At 70.0% G+C, this 16,941-nt stretch carries 16 protein-coding genes; 5 read left to right on the plus strand and 11 right to left on the minus strand.

Annotated elements, in window-relative coordinates:
• Positions 1-271 precede the first annotated feature (271 nt).
• Entirely contained in the window at positions 272-1,363 is a 1,092-nt protein-coding gene (locus tag Vse01_RS06995; protein WP_093403310.1) for an ABC transporter ATP-binding protein, read from the plus strand.
• A gap of 67 nt (positions 1,364-1,430) precedes the next feature.
• Here the strand turns inward: Vse01_RS06995 and rlmB are convergent, their stop codons facing one another.
• Together rlmB and cysS are read right to left on the minus strand one after the other, a co-directional pair.
• Positions 1,431-2,552 carry a 23S rRNA (guanosine(2251)-2'-O)-methyltransferase RlmB gene (gene rlmB / locus Vse01_RS07000; protein WP_093403309.1) on the minus strand — a complete coding sequence of 374 codons (1,122 nt, stop codon included), beginning with the start codon at positions 2,550-2,552 and terminating at the stop codon, positions 1,431-1,433.
• On the minus strand, positions 2,552-3,967 hold the full coding sequence (gene cysS, locus Vse01_RS07005) for a cysteine--tRNA ligase (RefSeq protein ID WP_093403307.1): 1,416 nt from the start codon (positions 3,965-3,967) through the stop codon (positions 2,552-2,554). Before cysS ends, rlmB begins: the two co-directional genes overlap by 1 nt.
• Before the next feature lie 383 nt (positions 3,968-4,350).
• On the opposite strand from cysS, the gene Vse01_RS07010 reads away from it, so the two are divergent.
• On the plus strand, positions 4,351-4,959 hold the full coding sequence (locus tag Vse01_RS07010) for an IclR family transcriptional regulator (RefSeq protein WP_093403684.1): 609 nt from the start codon (positions 4,351-4,353) through the stop codon (positions 4,957-4,959).
• Between the two features lie 429 nt (positions 4,960-5,388).
• A complete protein-coding gene (locus Vse01_RS07015) occupies positions 5,389-6,291 on the plus strand; it encodes an endonuclease domain-containing protein (protein ID WP_093403306.1) in 903 nt (300 codons plus the stop codon).
• 59 nt (positions 6,292-6,350) lie between these two features.
• Here the strand turns inward: Vse01_RS07015 and Vse01_RS07020 are convergent, their stop codons facing one another.
• Genes Vse01_RS07020 through Vse01_RS07030 form a run of 3 tightly spaced genes read right to left on the minus strand, consistent with a single transcriptional unit; the run spans position 6,351 to position 9,776 of the window.
• Complete coding sequence (locus tag Vse01_RS07020) at positions 6,351-8,027, minus strand: S8 family serine peptidase (protein WP_093403682.1); 1,677 nt, start codon at positions 8,025-8,027, stop codon at positions 6,351-6,353.
• Positions 8,028-8,062: 35 nt separating this feature from the next.
• On the minus strand, positions 8,063-8,803 hold the full coding sequence (locus Vse01_RS07025; protein WP_093403680.1) for an HAD family hydrolase: 741 nt from the start codon (positions 8,801-8,803) through the stop codon (positions 8,063-8,065).
• Positions 8,804-8,816: 13 nt separating this feature from the next.
• Positions 8,817-9,776, minus strand: a complete 960-nt coding sequence (locus Vse01_RS07030) for an EamA family transporter (protein WP_093403304.1) — start codon at positions 9,774-9,776, stop codon at positions 8,817-8,819.
• 82 nt (positions 9,777-9,858) lie between these two features.
• Between Vse01_RS07030 and Vse01_RS07035 the strand changes: the two genes are divergently transcribed.
• On the plus strand, positions 9,859-10,404 hold the full coding sequence (locus Vse01_RS07035) for a CGNR zinc finger domain-containing protein (RefSeq protein WP_093403303.1): 546 nt from the start codon (positions 9,859-9,861) through the stop codon (positions 10,402-10,404).
• Between the two features lie 26 nt (positions 10,405-10,430).
• On the opposite strand, the gene Vse01_RS07040 is transcribed toward Vse01_RS07035, so the two are convergent.
• The 3 genes from Vse01_RS07040 to Vse01_RS07050 are packed head-to-tail and all read right to left on the minus strand — an operon-like array spanning position 10,431 to position 11,811.
• Complete coding sequence (locus Vse01_RS07040) at positions 10,431-10,826, minus strand: pyridoxamine 5'-phosphate oxidase family protein (RefSeq protein WP_093403301.1); 396 nt, start codon at positions 10,824-10,826, stop codon at positions 10,431-10,433.
• Positions 10,823-11,008, minus strand: a complete 186-nt coding sequence (locus Vse01_RS07045) for a DUF397 domain-containing protein (protein WP_093403300.1) — start codon at positions 11,006-11,008, stop codon at positions 10,823-10,825. Before Vse01_RS07045 ends, Vse01_RS07040 begins: the two co-directional genes overlap by 4 nt.
• Positions 10,999-11,811: a helix-turn-helix domain-containing protein gene (locus tag Vse01_RS07050; protein WP_093403298.1), complete on the minus strand. Its 813-nt coding sequence runs from the start codon at positions 11,809-11,811 to the stop codon at positions 10,999-11,001. Before Vse01_RS07050 ends, Vse01_RS07045 begins: the two co-directional genes overlap by 10 nt.
• Before the next feature lie 413 nt (positions 11,812-12,224).
• On the opposite strand from Vse01_RS07050, the gene Vse01_RS07055 reads away from it, so the two are divergent.
• Positions 12,225-12,503 carry a hypothetical protein gene (locus Vse01_RS07055; protein ID WP_093403297.1) on the plus strand — a complete coding sequence of 93 codons (279 nt, stop codon included), beginning with the start codon at positions 12,225-12,227 and terminating at the stop codon, positions 12,501-12,503.
• A gap of 135 nt (positions 12,504-12,638) precedes the next feature.
• Here Vse01_RS07055 and Vse01_RS07060 read toward each other — a convergent pair whose 3' ends face one another.
• From Vse01_RS07060 to Vse01_RS07070, 3 genes are all read right to left on the minus strand, one after another.
• Positions 12,639-14,048 carry a class II fumarate hydratase gene (locus tag Vse01_RS07060; protein WP_170863392.1) on the minus strand — a complete coding sequence of 470 codons (1,410 nt, stop codon included), beginning with the start codon at positions 14,046-14,048 and terminating at the stop codon, positions 12,639-12,641.
• 618 nt (positions 14,049-14,666) lie between these two features.
• Positions 14,667-15,002 (minus strand): hypothetical protein, encoded by a 336-nt coding sequence (locus tag Vse01_RS07065; protein WP_198413170.1) that lies wholly within the window; start codon positions 15,000-15,002, stop codon positions 14,667-14,669.
• Positions 15,003-15,167: 165 nt separating this feature from the next.
• Entirely contained in the window at positions 15,168-16,832 is a 1,665-nt protein-coding gene (locus tag Vse01_RS07070; RefSeq protein WP_204019237.1) for a fumarate hydratase, read from the minus strand.
• Between the last annotated feature and the right edge of the window lie 109 nt (positions 16,833-16,941).

Genomic DNA, 16,941 nt, shown 5'->3' on the forward strand with positions numbered 1-16,941 from the left:
GGGGTCCCGAGCATGGGAAACGTCATTATCCCGACGCGTGGACGTCGATTCGTGTCCGCCCGTGCCCGAGTGACCGGAATGCGAATGCTTCGGAAGTACCGCTCGACGGTGGACCTTGGCATTGCGGCGAAAGCCGTTTACCGTGCAGTGACACGGCCGACACGGGCTCGCCCCGCAGCGGCCGTGGCGCCGGTACGGGCATCCGTGCCGGTTGCTCCTTCACTCGGATCGTCCGGCACGTTCCTGCCGGTGAAAGGAAGCGTCCCCCCTCATGGCTACGGTCACCTACGCGAAGGCGTCCCGGATCTACCCGGGCACCGAACGCCCCGCGGTCAACCAGCTCGACCTCCAGATCGGCGACGGCGAGTTCCTCGTCCTCGTCGGCCCCTCCGGTTGTGGTAAGTCCACCAGCCTGCGCATGCTCGCCGGCCTGGAGGACGTCGACGACGGCGCGATCTACATCGACGACCGGGACGTCACCCACCTGCCGCCGAAGGCCCGCGACATCGCGATGGTCTTCCAGAACTACGCCCTCTACCCGCACATGACGGTGTACGAGAACATGGCGTTCGCGCTCAAGCTGCGCAAGACCTCCAAGTCCGAGATCGACAGGCGGGTCAAGGAGGCGGCGGCGCTGCTCCAGCTGGAGGAGTACCTCAGCCGCAAGCCCAAGGCGCTCTCCGGTGGTCAGCGCCAGCGGGTCGCGATGGGCCGGGCCATCGTCCGGGAGCCGCAGGTCTTCCTGATGGACGAGCCGCTGTCGAACCTCGACGCCAAGCTGCGGGTGCAGACCCGTACGCAGATCGCGTCGCTGCAGGCCAAGCTCGGCATCACCACCGTCTACGTCACCCACGACCAGGTCGAGGCCATGACCATGGGCCACCGGGTCGCGGTCATGCTCGACGGCGTGCTCCAGCAGGTCGACACCCCGCGGACGCTCTACGACACCCCGGCCAACGTCTTCGTCGCCGGCTTCATCGGCTCGCCCGCCATGAACATCAAGACCGTGCCGTTCACCGAGCAGGGCGCGTCGTTCGCCGAGATGTCCGTGCCGCTGACCCGCGAGCAGGTCGAGGCGGCCAACGCCGAGGGTGGCAACGGCAAGGTGACCGTGGGCTTCCGTCCGGAGGACTGCGACATCGTCAGCCCGACCGAGGGTGGCATGCCGGTAGTGGTCGAGCTGGTCGAGGACCTGGGCTCCGACGCCAACGTCTACGGTCACGCCGCGCTCGACGGTGCCTCCGAGCGGTTCGTGGTCCGCACCGACCGTCGGACCATGCCGAAGCTCGGCGACACGATCTTCGTGAAGCCGCGTACCGGCCAGAGCCACGTCTTCCACTCCGCCACCGGGCAGCGCATCTGAGTTAGCAACCGAAAGGGGCGGTCCGCCGATGGCGGGCCGCCCCTTCTCGCGTACGCTCTGCGGTTTCTCAGCCCTCGACGGCCCGGCGGCGCGCCACCTCGGCCAGCGTGACCGCAGCGGCGACGCTGGCGTTCAGTGACTCCACCTCGGAGATCATCGGGATGCTGACGGTGAGGTCGCAGGTCTGCCCGACCAGGCGGGACAGCCCCCGCCCCTCCGAGCCGACCACCACCACGAGCGGGCCGACGGCGGCCTCCAGGTCGTACAGGTCCGTCTCCCCGTCGGCGTCCAGGCCGACCACCATGAACCCGGCGTCCTGGCAGGCTTTCAGCGACCGGGTCAGGTTGGTCACCTGGGCCACCGGCACCCGGGCCGCCGCGCCCGCGCTGGTCCGCCAGGCGGTCGCGGTGATCCCGGCCGCGCGCCGTTCCGGTACGAAGACACCCTGCGCGCCGAACGCCGCAGCGGAGCGGATCACCGCGCCGAGGTTACGCGGATCGGTGACCCCGTCCAGCGCCACCAGCAGCGGTGCCGGCTGTTCCAGTGCGGCGGCGACCAGGTCCTCGAACGGCTCGTACGCGAACGGCGGCACCTGGAGACCGACGCCCTGATGCAGCACGCCGCCGGTCATCCGGTCCAGCTCCGCACGGCTGACCTCAAGGATCGCGATGCCCCGATCGGCGCCGGTACGAATGATCTCCTTGACCCGGTCGTCGACGTCGATGCCCTGCGCCGTGTAGAGCGCGGTCGCCGGCACCTGGGTACGCAGCGCCTCCAGCACCGGGTTTCGACCGACCAGCAGCTCCGCCGCGTCCTTCGCCGGGTTGGACTTGCGTCCCGGCGCGACCCGGGGACCGCCCCGCCCGGCGGGCTGCCTACCGCGCCCCGGATTGGTGGAGGTCGTGCCCCGGCCGCCACCCTTGCCCCAGGTGGTGTCCTTGCTGCCGGGCTTGCCGATCTTCGGGGCACGCCCCTCCTCGGCCGCCGCCCGGCGTTCCTTCTCCTGCTTCCAGGCGGTGCGCTGCGGCAACTTCTCGGTGCCCGAGTACGCCTTGTGCCAGGGTCGCTCGTCGGCCGGCAACGTCCGGCCGCGCCCGGCGAGGGAGTCCCGGTTCTTTCCGCCGGACCCCTTCGGGGCACTGGACTTCGACGCCACCCGCCGACCACGGCGCTGCGAATTGCCGGCCATCAGTCCTGCTCTCCAATAGTCCAACGCGGTCCCTGTGGGGTGTCCTCGACCACCACTCCGGCCCGCTTGAGTTGATCCCGCAGCGCGTCGGCGGCGGCCCAGTCCTTGCGGACCCGGGCCTGCGCGCGCTGTTCCAGTGCCAGGGCGATCAGGGAGTCCACCACACCACGGAGGTCGCTCGCCCGGGCTCCGCCGGTCCAGGCCGGGTCGAGAGGGTCGACTCCGAGGATATCCAGCATCGCGCGGACGCTGGCGAGCGTGGTGCGGACGGTCACATCCTCCCCGCCGGCCAGCGCGTTGTTGCCGTCCCGCAGCACCTCGTGCAGCGCCGCCAGCGCGGCCGAGGTGTTCAGGTCGTCGTCCATCGCGGCGACGAACGCGGCCGGCAACTCGCCCAGCCCATTCGCGCCGACCCGTTCCACGGCCCGGGTCACGAAGCCCTCGATCCGCCGGTACGCGACAGCCGCCTCGCGCAACGCCTCCTCGGAGTAGTCGATCCGGGAACGGTAGTGGGCGGCCACGTAGTAGTAGCGCAGCTCGACCGGGCGCACCCCGAGGGAGGCGACGTAGGCCAGGTCGAGGGCGTTGCCCAGCGACTTGCCCATCTTCGCCCCGCCGATGCTGAGCAGGCCGTGATGCACCCAGTACCGGGCGAAGGGCAGGCCGGCCGCCTGGGACTGGGCCAGCTCGTTCTCGTGGTGCGGAAAGGTCAGGTCGAGCCCGCCGCCGTGGATGTCGAACTCCGCGCCCAGATAGCGCCAGCACATCGCCGAGCACTCGATGTGCCAGCCGGGTCGGCCCCGCCCCCAGGGCGACGGCCAGTAGGCGTCCGCCGGCTCATCCGGCTTGGCGCCCTTCCAGAGAGCGAAGTCGCGCGGGTCACGCTTGCCCCGGTCCGGCGCGTCCCCGGCGGACTGCATGTCGTCGGGCGACTGGTTGGACAACGCCCCGTACGACGGCCACGAGCACACGTCGAAGTACACGTCACCCGAACCGTCGGTGGCCGGGTAGGCGTGCCCCCGCTCGATCAACTGTGCGATCAGTTCGTGCATCTCGGGGATGTGACCGGTGGCGCGCGGTTCGTAGGTGGGTGGCAGCACGTTCAACGCCCGGTACGCCTCGGCGAGCTTCAACTCGTTGGCGTACGCGATCGACCAGAAGGGGCGCTCCTGCTCCTGCGCCTTGACCAGTATCTTGTCGTCGATGTCGGTCACGTTGCGGATGAAGGTGACCTCGAAACCGGCAACCGTCAGCCAGCGACGCAACACGTCGTAGTTGACGCCGGAGCGAAGATGGCCGATGTGCGGCGGCGCCTGGAGGGTGAGACCACACAGGTAGACCCCCACCTTGCCGGCTTCCCGCGGGACGAAGTCCCGCACCGATCGGGTGGCGGTGTCATACAGGCGTAGCGTCACCGTACAAGGGTAGCCGTCCGCTGTTGCCTGCCCGGTCGGAGCCTGGTAGCACCCGACCGCTCCGAGCCTGTCGATGACCACCCGCTGGCCGTACGCTGCTGGTCGTGAGCACTCCAGCGACGCCCGGCGCTGCCGTACCACCGCCGGACAGCCCGACGCCGAACGGCCCGGTGCCGAACGGCCCGGTGCCGAACGGCCCGAACGGCCCGGTGGGCCCGGTGGGCTCGGTGGGCTCGGTGGGCTCGGTGGGCTCGGTGGGCTCGACACTTGCCGGCGGGCCGGCGTCAAGCGGATCGGCGTCAAGCGGGCCGGCGTCGGGTGAGTCGGCGTCGAGCGGATCGGCGTCAGGCGGGCCGGCGCGGGGTGGCGAGGCGTCGCAGACCCTGGACCGGGGGCTGCGGCTGCTGCACCTGGTGGCGGACGTCCCGGGTGGGTTGACCGTCACCGAGGCCGCGAACCGGTTGGGCATCGGTCGGGCCGCCGTCTACCGGCTGGTCGGGCCGCTGGCCGGGCACGGCATGCTGCGCCGTGACACCGACGGCCGGCTGCGCCTCGGCGCCGGGGTGCTGCACCTGGCCCGGCGGGCCCAACCGCTGCTCGCCGAGGGGGCACTGCCTGCGCTGCGGCGACTCGCCGAACAGGCCGGAGCCACCGCCCACCTCACGGTGGTGGAAGGTGGGGAGGGTGTCGCGCTGGCGGTCGTCGAGCCGAGTTGGACGTCGTTTCACGTCGCGTACCGGACCGGGGCCCGACACCCGCTGGAGCGCGGGGCCGCCGGGCGGGCCATCCTGGCGGGCCGGTCGGGCGACGCCGGCCCGGTGAGCACCGCCGGTGAGCTTCAATCAGGCGCGTACGGGGTGGCCGCACCGGTGCTCGGGGTACCCGGCCTGGAGGCGAGCGTCGGGGTGGTGGCCCTGGCCCCGCTGGACGCCGAGACGGTCGGCGCACAGGTGCTGGCCGCCGCCACCGCCATCACCACCGCCCTGACCTGACCGCCCGCCCTGCCCCTGGCCCTACCGCCCGACACTGCCCTGCCCGACAAGGCCGGCACCGCCCGGCCCGGCACCGCCCTGCCCGGCCCGGCACCGCCCGGCCCGGCACCGCCCGGCCCGGCCCGACTTGCGGCAAGTTGCGCCCAAACCACAGCTCGAAAGCCCAACTTGCCGCAAGTCGCGTGGCACGCGCTCGGGCCGTCAGGACGGGGCAGGCCAGCACGGGCAGGCCAGCACGGGCGGGGTCAGCACGGGCGGGGTCAGCACGGGCGAGGCCAGCAGGGCGGGCCGGAGCGGGCGGGGCCGCAGGGACGCCTATAGCACAATCGGCGATGGCTGGGGGAGTTATCCACAGGGGACGGCCGAGACCCTGCCGGCGGCTGTCCACAGGGGCTGCCGAGGCGGCCGTACGACGCGCAGGCTTCTTTCATGCCAGCTCAAGCACACCGACCGAGCGCCCTGGCGTGGCAGGTCTTCCGCGGCTCGGAGGCCGTCCGCCAGGGCCTACTCACCACGCATCAGCTTCGCAATTCCGCCTGGGCTCGATTACGACGGGACATTTACGCCGATGCCCGGCTCGATCGCGATCACGAATTGGCCTGCCGCGCCGTGGCGTTGCAACTGCCGGTCGCGGCAGCCTTCGCCGGCCCGTCGGCGGCGTACCTGCACGGGGTCGAGCACGCCGCAAGCTTCGCCGACAAGGTGCACGTGCTCGTGCCGGCCCCAGCCGGGCTGCGCAGTCAACCTGGCCTGCAAGTGCACACGATGTCGGAGGAGCCTTGGCTCCAGGGCATCGGCACGGGCACGCTCCGCCGCACCGACCCGGCCCGGGCAGCATGGGAGAGCGCCGTCTGGCTGGAGCCGACCCGCGCGATCGCCATCATCGACACCCTGCTCGGCCGGGGACTCACCACACGAGCGGCTCTCGCCCAGTTCGCGGCCCTGCACGATGGCCGTCCCGGGATACGCCGGGCGAGCTGGCTGTTCGATCTGGCTGAGCCGGCGGCCCAGTCGCCAGCCGAGTCACAGCTGCGCATCCGCCTGGTGCTGGCCGGTCTGCCTCGACCGGTGGTTCAGCATCCGGTGCAGGTGTCCGGCGGTCTGATCCTGCATCCGGACCTCGCCTGGCCCGCCGTCCGGGTGGCGGTGGAGTACGACGGGCACTGGCATTCGGACCGCGAGCAGCTGCATCGGGACCGCCAGCGACTCAACCGTCTCGTCGGTGCCGGCTGGCTGGTACTGCACGTGACCAGTCGCCGTCTCCACCAGGACTTCCCGGGGATCGTCCGGGAAGTCCGCGCTGCGCTACTTGACCGGGGGTGGCACCGATGACAGCAGATGGCCGGGCTGAGGGTTCCAGCCCGGCCATCGTGCCTTCGATCAGCGGCGTGCTATCGGCGCGGCTTGACCGTCACCGCCGCGTACGCGTCGATGATGCCGTGCCCGTAGAAGCCGTTGAAGCTTCGCGAGCCGTCGCAGTAGGCGTCGAACTCGGCCGGCCGGCCTTCGTTGGCGTAGCTGAACAGCCGCGGCTCCGGGCAGGCCCGCTCGGCAGCGGTCCGCAGGAGCTGCTGCTCGACCCGGTCGGGTGCCATGCCGTAGCCACTGCGGCCCTGCTTCTTGCCGTAGCGGCTCACGATGAGCGCGGCCACCCCGGAGGCGTGCGGTGCCGCCATCGAGGTGCCCTGGAGGTAGGTGTAGTACCCGCACTCCCCGTTGCGCTTGCAGTCCTTGAACACGAAGGTCTCGGCGCCGGGCACGATGTTGCCGTCCTCGTCGACCGCCCCCTCCTCCTGGAGGACCTTCTTCGGGTAGGTGGAAAGGATCATGTTGGCGTCGGTACGGAACGTGTCCGTGCCGAAGCCGTCCCGGTACCAGCCACCCGGCGCGGCCACCGAGGTCTGCTCAGTCCCGTAGTTGGAGAAGTCGGACTTCTTGCCCGACGGGCCGACCGAGGAGACGCTGATGACGTGCGGCCCTTCGGTGGGCAGGTCCCAGCAGCTGTCGTTGTCGATCTCCCGCGGGTAGGGCGCGACGTCACCGTAGTTGGGGCTGGAGACATCGGTACGGGGGTCGCCCAGATCCTCATGGTTGTTGCCGAGCGCGCCGACCAGGGTGACGCCCCGGTTGTGGGCGAAGGTCAGCGCCCGCTTCATCGCCCGGATGGTGGCCCGCTGCGCCGCCTGCGCCTCCGGCGAGTCGGCCGGGTTCGCGGTGCAGTTGTAGAGCCACGGGTCGACGTAGAAGGACATGTTGACCACGTCGAGCCCCGACCTGCCCGCGTGCAGCAGGGCGTTGACCACGGGGTTGAGGAAGAAGTAGCCGGAGTCCTGGCCACCCTTGAGGTTGACCAGAGACACCTTCGGCGCGACACCGGAGAGACCGAAGCCGTTGGCGGCAGCGCCGATGGTGCCGGCGACGTGCGTACCGTGGCCGCCGTCGTCGGTGCCGACCGGGTCGAGGCAGCTCGCCACCTCGCACTCACCGTCGATCTCGGGGATGTCGGGGGCGAAGTTGCGCGACAGCGCCCAGTCGAAGTTGGGGGCGATGTCGGGGTGACCGGCGTCCACGCCGGTGTCAAGGACGCCGACCGTCACCCGGCGGTCGCCGGGCTCCACCTTGCGCGCCTTGTCGGCCCGGATCATCTCCAGACCCCAGAGCTTGTCGTCCAGCGGGTCCATCTTCTTGCCCCGCTGCTTACCGGTGCCCTTGGCGGCCGCGGCGGCCAGCAGGTGTTCCTGCTCGACCCGGTCAAGGCGCGGTTTGCGCCCGATGGCCTTCTCCTCGGCCGCGCCGATCAGGGCGGCGGCGGAGGTCGCCTTCGTCGCGAAGTCGGCCCGGTCGGTCGTCACCTGGTAGACACCGACCTCGTCGCTGCGGGACACCACGGTCCCGCCCGCCGACCGGATCGCGGCGATCGCCGCGTCGGTGGAGACGCCGTCCTCGGCGACCACGGTGAAGGTCCGCAGGTCCGCCGGCTCGGCGCTGGCGGGCACTCCCAGACCTGTGACCGTGAGTGTCAGCGCCGTCGCGGTTGCGACGGCACCGACGGTGAAGCGCTTGCTCACCACATCGGATCCTCTCGTTGAGGGACGTGGCGTCATCAGACATCAACGCGTGAGGTTTCGCCAGAGCAGCGCCGGATTAACGGCGGAAGATCCGCTTCGCCGGAAAGATCGGCCAGCACGCTGGGCAGCTCGGTCAGGGTCGTGACCACGGCCTCCGGCACCACATCGGCCGGCAACCGCTCGCCTCGGCGGTTCAGCCACACGGCCCGCAGGCCCGCCTGCTGCGCTCCGACCACGTCATGGGCCGGGTTGTCGCCTACATGTACCACCTGAGCCGGATCGACTCCGGCGGCAGCGCACACCGCCGCGTAGAAATCCGGGGCCGGTTTCTTCGGCACTCCGTCGCAGTGCGCGTACACCTCGAAGGCGAACTCGCCGACGAGGCCGCAGCGTTCCACGCGGCTGTTGCCGTTGGTGGCGAAGCCCAGCGTCCATCGTTGACGCAGAGCCGCCAGCGCCGGCAGGGTGTCGGCGAACGGCCGGGTCAGCGCGAAGCGGCGGGCGAAGAAGATGGCGCTGATCTCGTCCAGGTGGGCACGGAGACCCGCCCGGTCCAGGGAGCGGGCCAGGGCGGCACGCCGGATCTCGGCCACCGGCGCGGCGGCCAGGTCGCCGAGGACCGCGCCCCAGTCCGATTCCAGGTCGGCGAGCGTGACGCCGGCCGCGACCGGGGTCAACCGCCGCATCTGTGCCAGCACGGCTTCCAGCCCTGCGGTGACGGCCGGACGCAGATCGATCAGGGTTTCGTCGGCATCGAACACCACTGTGCTCAGCATGCCGTTCAGCATGTCACCGCAGGGCGGGCTCCGTCGCCTTCAGCGGAGCCGGCTGGACGGGGATCCGCAGCTCGTCGAGGCGGACGAGCGCCACACCCGCGACGATCAGCAAGCCGCCGAACAGTTGCACCACCGTCGGCAGCTCTCCCAGGACCAGCCAGGCGATCAGGACCGCGAACATCACCTCGGTCAGCCCGACGAACGAGGCCATCCGGGAGCCAAGCGCCCGCACCGCGGCGATCCCTACCAGGTAGGCGACCACTGCGGCCACCAGCGTCAGACCGACGATCGGCACCAGCCAACTGGTCTGTGTGCCGGCGAACTGCACGGTGTCGAAGGTGGCCCGCAACGGCAACGCGCCACTCAGGCCGAGCAGCAACAGCACGCCGGCACCGGCGGCCATCCCGCCACTGGCCATGACCGTCGACGGCAGGGCCGGGTCGACCCGGCCGGCGAGCACGAAGTATCCGGCCAGCCCGACCGCCGCACCGAGTCCCCAGAGGACGCCGACCACGTCGAGCCGGCCCGTCCCGGTCACGTCGAGCACGAAGACCAGCCCGACCATGGCCGCCACCGAACCGGCGACGGTCAGCCGCCGGGGACGCTGGCCCTGCACCAGCCAGGTCCATCCGACGACGAGAATGATGCCGAGGTATTCCAGCAGCAACGCGACGCCGACCGGCAGGTACCGCACGGCGTTGAAGAAGCACGCCTGCGCGACCGCGACCCCGAGCAGCCCGAAGACGCCGATCGAGGCGAGGTTGCGGCGCAACACCGGCCACCGCCCCCGCAGGACGAGCACGGCGGGCACCATCAGGATCAGGGCGGCGATGCCGACCCGGGCGATGACGACCGCCTCGGCCGACCAGCCGGCGTCGATCAGGGATCGGGCGAAGGTGCCCGAGGTGGCGAAGGTGATCGCGGAGAGCAGCGCCAGCGCGAGACCGGTACCTGCGGCGGGCGGTTGACGCATGGGCTCTCCTTGGCACGACTGCCCGCCATGGGCAAAATAGGTTACGCCGATGACGCTAGGTGGAGCCACGACAGGAGTCAAGTTGCTTTTCGCCCATGACACTGAGTGCTCTCTGGTCGCCGCCGCAGCGCTTGTCAACACCGCCGGATCCAGCGGAGAGGGCCTCCCGGATATCGCCGCCCTGGACGCCTTCTTCACCAGTCACTCCTACAGCGGCCGGCACGAGCACACCGAGGCCGAGCTACGGGCGGTACGCGCCCTGCGCCCCCGCCTTCGCCGGATCTGGTACGCCGAGGTGGACGAGATCGTGTCGATCGTCAACGCCCTGCTCCGCGAGCACCGTGCGCTGCCCCAGCTCATCACGCACGACACCGAGCCCTACCATCTGCACGCCGTGCCCCGGGACGCCCCACTCGCCACCCGAATCGCGGTCGAGGCGGCGATGGCCGTCGCAGACGTGGTACGCGGCGGCGAACTGCGCCGGCTACGCATCTGCGAGCACCCCGACTGCGACAACGTGCTGGTCGATCTCTCCAAGAACCGCTCCCGCCGGTTCTGTGAGGCCGGCTGCGGCAACCGGGCCGCCGTCAGCGCCTACCGGGCGCGCCGGGCCGCCGCCCGCTCCTGACCTCCGACGCGTGGGCGCGACGCTTGTCAGCGGGCACGGCCGGTCATCAGCCAGCGGGTCACCCTGACCCGGAGCAGCACGTAGCGGCCGTCCGGGCCGTCCACCGTGACGTCCCAACCGTCGTACCGGCGACGAAGCGCCTCGACCACGTCGGGCGGGAAGGGCTGGCGGACGATGCTCGCCTCGCCCTCCGCGACGACCGGCGCATCTCCGTCGGGCAGCGCCAGCGACACCCGGGGGTCGGCAGCGATGTTGCGAACCTTCCGATTGCGCTCACCGGAGCCGATCCACCACTCACCCTCGACATAGTGGAACCAGACCGGCGTCAGATGCGGCGAGCCGTCCGGCCGCAGCGTGCAGATCCACACGACCCGCTCCCGCGCCAGCCGCTCCAACACCTCCGCGCCGGGCGAGGTGGTCACGTCCGGCGCGGCGGCGCCGCGACGAAAACCCGCCAGGCGTACGCCTCAAAGCTCAGCACCGGCCCAGCCGGATCCTTACTGTCCCGCACCCCCACCACCCGATGACTGGTCGCCACCTCAACACACTGGTCGCTGGAACCGCTGCGGCTACTCTTACGCCACTGCGCACCGATCAGTTCCACGACTCCGCGATCCCCTTCAGCAGTTCCGTCGACTCCTGCGGCGGCAACGCCGCGCCGAGAGTAGCCTCCCAGACCCGTTGGAGCATCGACAGATCCGATGCCTGATCCAGTTCTCGGCCACCGATTTGACCACCGAGATACGCGACATCGGTCCCGTCGCGGAACCTGGCGAGGATGAACGGACCATTGAGACCCGGGTACTCATCGGCCGACAGCGGCACAACGTGCAGTCGAACCGAGGGATGGTCGGTGCCGATTGTGATCAGATGTTCCGTCTGGTCGAGCATCACCTTCCGACCACCGACCCGCCGCCGCAGCGCAGACTCGTCGAGCACGAACACCGCTCGCGGCGGATGCTCCTGACATAGGACAGCCTGGCTAGCCATACGGTCGGCCAGGCGCTCCTCGCGCTCGACACGGCTCAGCGAGTCATCAGCCTCGAAGATCGCGCGGGCGTAGGGCTCGGTCTGGAGCAGACCCGGCACCCGCACCGGTTCGAACCATCGCAGCGCCTGCGCCTCTTCGAGGATGGCGCGCCAGCCGCGTAACCAGACCTGGGCTTTGTCGAGGACTACCAGGTCGGTGAGCATGCGACCGAAGATGCCGCCGGTGTCGAGGGCCTTGTCCACCAGGTCCAGATACTTCGGGGTGGGCGGCTGCTGGCCCAGCTCGACCGCGCTGACCATCGACGGCGAGTAGTTGACGGCCTTGGCCAACTCTTCCTGACTCCATCCCCGTCGGACCCGCGCCCGGCGCAGCTCCGCAACCAGGAACGCCGCCGCCGTCAGCTGCCCACCCGCCATCTCCAACCGCCCTCCAACATCCGGTCGATCGACTCCAGCGCCACGCCATCGGCAGCCCGGCCACCGGCAGTGGCTCTCGGACAGCAGGCACAAACACTTCCGAGCGTAGGGGCGTCCTCAGCAGACTGTGAAGCGCGACGCTCACCGCTCATCCCCCGAGTGTGGCGTCGAGGTGGGACCGTCCGCTCCCCCGGCCGGGCGGTCCCACCGCCGGGGCGATTCATGCCAAACGACTCAGCTCGACAGGAAGGCTGCCCCATGTCCCGGACTACGCCCGCCACCGCCCGGACCGCACCCCGAGGCGACCCGGAACGCTGCGCCGACCGAACTCGAACCGCGCTCCGGAGCGCTCCCTGGGCCGGACCTCGCGCCGCGTTCGGGGCTGCTCGTCCCCCGGGCGCTGGTGGCCGAGGATGACGGCCCCGGGCGTGTCACGCCGGGCACACCTGCCGTTGCGGCCGCTCTGGCTCTGCCGGGTCTGCGCCGCACCGTGGCCCTGCGCCGCCGCACGGCTCGATCTTGTCACCGAGTACGCCCACGACCGGGTAGCGCTCAGCATCTACCTCTGCGCGGTGCTGCACGAGGCTGCCGCCGATCTGTACCGCCTGAACCCGCAGGACGGTCCGGATCCAGCGGCGCTCTTCGCCCGCTTCCTCGCCTGGGTGCCCAGGCATCGGATGGCCGATGGCTGATCGACTCCGGTTGCGGCATCTTGCGGCCATCGACCGCCCGGATGGGCCGAGATGCCGCAACCGGAGTCGATCAAGCAGCCCCGACCGGCAGGCGCGGGCGCGGACCGACGGGCGGGCGCGGGTCGGCGGGCCAGGTCAGGGGTGGGTCATGCGGAGCAGGTCGAGCGCCTCCTCCAACTGGGTCTCCGAGAGTTTGCCGGAGTCGAGATGGCCCCGCGAGATCACCACCTCCTTGATGGAGATCTGCTTCGCCAGCGCCTCCTTGGCGATCGAGGCGGCCTCGTCGTAGCCGAGGTGGCGGTTGAGCGGTGTGACGATCGACGGCGAGCCCTCGGCGTACGACAGGCAGACCTCGGCATCCGCGACCAGGCCGACCACGCACCGGTCGGCGAGCAGGCGGCTCGACGCGGCGATCAGCCGAATCGACTCCAGGATGTTGCGGCCCATCACCGGCAGCATGACGTTCAGCTCGAAGTCGCCCTGCGAGCCGGCGAAGGCCACTGTCGCGTCGTTGCCTACCACCTGCGCGCAGACCTGCCGGACGGCCTCGCAGACCACCGGGTTGACCTTGCCCGGCATGATCGACGACCCCGGTTGGAGGTCCGGGATACGCAGTTCACGTAGGCCGGCACGCGGGCCGGAGCCCATCCAGCGGATGTCGTTGGCGATCTTGTAGAGCCCGACCGCGACGGTACGCAGCTGCCCCGACGTCTCGACCAGGGCGTCCCGGGCACCCTGCGCCTCGAAATGGTTGCGCGCCTCGGTCAACGGCAGCCCGGTCGAGGCGCGCAGCTTCTCGATCACCCGGGCGGCGAAGCCTAGCGGGGTGTTGATGCCGGTGCCGACCGCCGTACCGCCCAGCGGCAGCTCGGCCAGCCGGGGCAACGCGGACTCCAGGCGTTCGATGCCGTAGCGAACCTGGGCGGCGTACCCGCCGAACTCTTGCCCGAGCGTCACCGGGGTGGCGTCCATCAGGTGCGTACGCCCGGCCTTCACGACGGTCTCGAACTCCGACGCCTTCGCCTCCAGCGCGGCGGCCAGGTGGTTCAGCGCCGGCAGCAGATCCCGTACGACGGCCTCGGTGGCCGCCAGGTGGATGGACGAGGGGAAGACGTCGTTGCTGGACTGCGAGGCGTTGACGTCGTCGTTGGGGTGAACGCTGTTGCCCAGTTCCCGCCCGGCCAGGGTGGCGATCACCTCGTTGGTGTTCATGTTCGACGACGTGCCGGAGCCGGTCTGGAACACGTCCACCGGGAACTGGTCGTCGTACCCGCCGTCGGCCACGTGCGCCGCGGCGGCGGCGATCGCGGCGGCCACGTTCGCGTCGATCACCCCGAGGTCGCCGTTGACCTCTGCCGCTGCCCCCTTGATCTGGGCCAGCGCCCGGATCTGGGCCGGCTCGATGCCTCGGCCGGAGATCGGGAAGTTCTGCACCGCCCGCTGCGTCTGGGCCCGCCACAGCGCCTCGGCGGGCACCTCCACCTCGCCCATCGAGTCGCGTTCGATCCGGTAGCCGGTGCTCTCTGGAGTCGTCACGCGTACCATCCTGCCGCGCACCGCGACGACGTGCAGATGATCGGGCGAGCAATCTCCCTACCGACAGGGTCTGCTATCGATAGGTGTGCCGGACGGTCTGTAGCGGCTGACCGGTCTCGGTGATGGTCCAGAAGGTCCAACCGTTACGTTGGGGGCTGACGCCCGGACGTAGAGCGCTCACCACCGCGCGGGCGGCCTCGCTCGGGGTGCGGAACGTCTTTCCCTCCACCGGCGAGCTGGTGATCGTCGTCCTACCTGGGCCTGGAACGAAGGTAGCCCAGACACGTTGACCCGCGTAGTCAGCGTGGACCCGGATCTCAGGCAAGTCCTCGGGTGAGGGTCCGTCTTCCTGGCCACACCGGTGGATCTCGACCAGCCGCGCAACCACCGCCCCTTTCGAAAGACCAGCGATCTTCGCCGCAAACTCCAGGTAGCGGTCGGTATCGTGATCGATATCTATAACTGGCATCGCCCCTCCAAAACCCACGATCCCGAACTGTCAGAAGCGTGGTGCGAGTCGACCCTCTACAACATCCTGCCGTCGACTGAGCACCTCCGGCACTCGGTCGAGGGGAGTCACCCAGTCTGCGAAGTCCGGGCAGATCCAACCGAGCAGTCGAAAGATCGTTAACCGGTCGGCGGCAAGGCGCCTATCATGAATCGGCTCGTGATGCGCGACGTGGTTCCGGAATGTCCGGATGCGCGCCGGCCAATGTGATGGATCCGCAGGTCCGGCGCGTCCCACCAGTCCTGCCGCTGATACATCCGGCACAACTGCTCGTCCAGCGCGTTGCGTAGGCGGATCTCCAGGAGGTGCAGGATGCCGAGAAAGGCCCCGGAAACCTCAACGTTCCACGCGTAGAGACGAAGAGCCCTGCCGAGATCGCCCCCTTCAGCCGCTACGTAGGGCGCGAGCCGGAGTTCCGAGATGCCAACCCTGATCGCTTCATAGGGAACGACCACTTGGGTTTCACCACCAATGGGGTATCGTTGTAGGCGTAAGCCCCGGTGTTCGCCTCTGCTCAGCACGCGGCCCGGGGCACAGCTATGTCCGACGAGGGCGACCACGAGCCACCCACCCTTCCTTCAGAAACTCTAGAGAAAGGGTGGGTGATTGTCCAGCTGATTTCAGCGGCTTCCGATGGTGAGGACCGGCTTGGTGACCTCGGCGAAGAAGTCGTTGCCCTTGTCGTCAACCACGATGAAGGCGGGGAAGTCCTCCACCTCGATCTTCCAGACCGCCTCCATGCCCAGCTCGGCGTACTCCAGGACCTCGACGTGCTTGATGCAGTCCTGCGCGAGTCGAGCCGCGGGCCCGCCGATCGAACCGAGGTAGAAGCCGCCGTGCTGCTCGCAGGAGCGGGTGACCTGGCCCGACCGGTTTCCCTTGGCGAGCATCACCATCGAACCGCCGGCGGCCTGGAACTTCGCCACGTACGCGTCCATCCGGCCGGCCGTGGTCGGGCCGAACGAGCCGGAGGCGTAGCCCTCCGGGGTCTTCGCCGGGCCGGCGTAGTAGACCGCGTGATCGCGTAGGTACTGCGGCATCGGCTCGCCCGCGTCCAGCCGCTCGGCGATCTTCGCGTGAGCGATGTCCCGGGCCACCACCAACGGGCCGCTCAACGACAGCCGGGTCTTCACCGGGTACTTGGAAAGCTCGGCGCGGATCTCGTCCATCGGCCGGTTGAGGTCGACCCGTACCACCTCGGTCGCGTCCAGCTGTGCCTCGGTGACGTCGGGCAGGAAGCGGGCCGGGTCGGTTTCGAGTCGTTCCAGCCACACACCCGACGGGGTGATCTTGGCCACTGCCTGCCGGTCGGCCGAGCAGGACACCGCGATCGCCACCGGGCAGGAAGCGCCGTGCCGGGGCAACCGCACCACCCGTACGTCGTGGCAGAAGTAGCGCCCGCCGAACTGCGCGCCGATGCCGAAGTTGCGGGTCAACTCCAGCACCTCGGCCTCCAGCTCCAGATCCCGGAAGCCGTGCGCGGTCATCGAACCGGAGGTGGGCAGGGCGTCGAGGTACTTGGCGGAGGCGTACTTGGCGGTCTTCAGGGCGTACTCGGCGCTGGTGCCGCCGATCACCACGGCCAGGTGGTACGGCGGGCAGGCGGAAGTGCCGATCAGCCGCAGCTTCTCCTCCAGGAACTGCATCATCCGCGTCGGGTTCAGCAGTGCCTTCGTCTCCTGGTAGAGGTACGACTTGTTGGCCGAGCCGCCCCCCTTGGCCATGAAGAGGAACTTGTACGCGTCGGGGTGCCCGTCCGGGTCCTCGGCGTACAACTCGACCTGCGCGGGCAGGTTGCTGCCGGTGTTGCGCTCCTCCCACATGGTGAGCGGGGCCAGTTGCGAGTAGCGCAGGTTCAACCGGGTGTACGCCTGCCACACGCCCCGCGAGATCGCCTCGGCGTCCGTTCCGTCGGTGAGCACGTGCCGCCCGCGCTTGCCCATCACGATCGCGGTGCCGGTGTCCTGGCACATCGGCAGCACCCCGCCGGCAGCGATGTTGGCGTTACGCAGCAGATCCAGCGCCACGAACCGGTCGTTCGGGGAGGCCGCGGGGTCATCGATGATCGACCGCAGCTGGGCGAGGTGCGCGGGGCGCAGGAAGTGCGCGATGTCGTGCATCGCCTCGGCGGTCAGCGCGGTCAGCGCGGCCGGCTCGACCGTCAGGAACCGGCGACCACCGGGGCCGTTGACCACATCGACGCCCTCGTCGGTGACCAGGCGGTAGTCCGTCTGATCCGGACCGGTCGGCAGCAGCGGGGCGTACGCGAAGTCGGCGGCGCTCACGACGACACTCCGCTTCGCTCCGTGCCGCCGTGAGGCACCACCGCACCGGGCTGAAGATTCGCTCGCTGCCGCTCGCTCACGACGACACTCCGCTTCGCTCCGTGCCGCC

The organism is Micromonospora sediminimaris, from assembly GCF_016863575.1.
GTDB classification, from domain to species: domain Bacteria; phylum Actinomycetota; class Actinomycetes; order Mycobacteriales; family Micromonosporaceae; genus Micromonospora; species Micromonospora sediminimaris.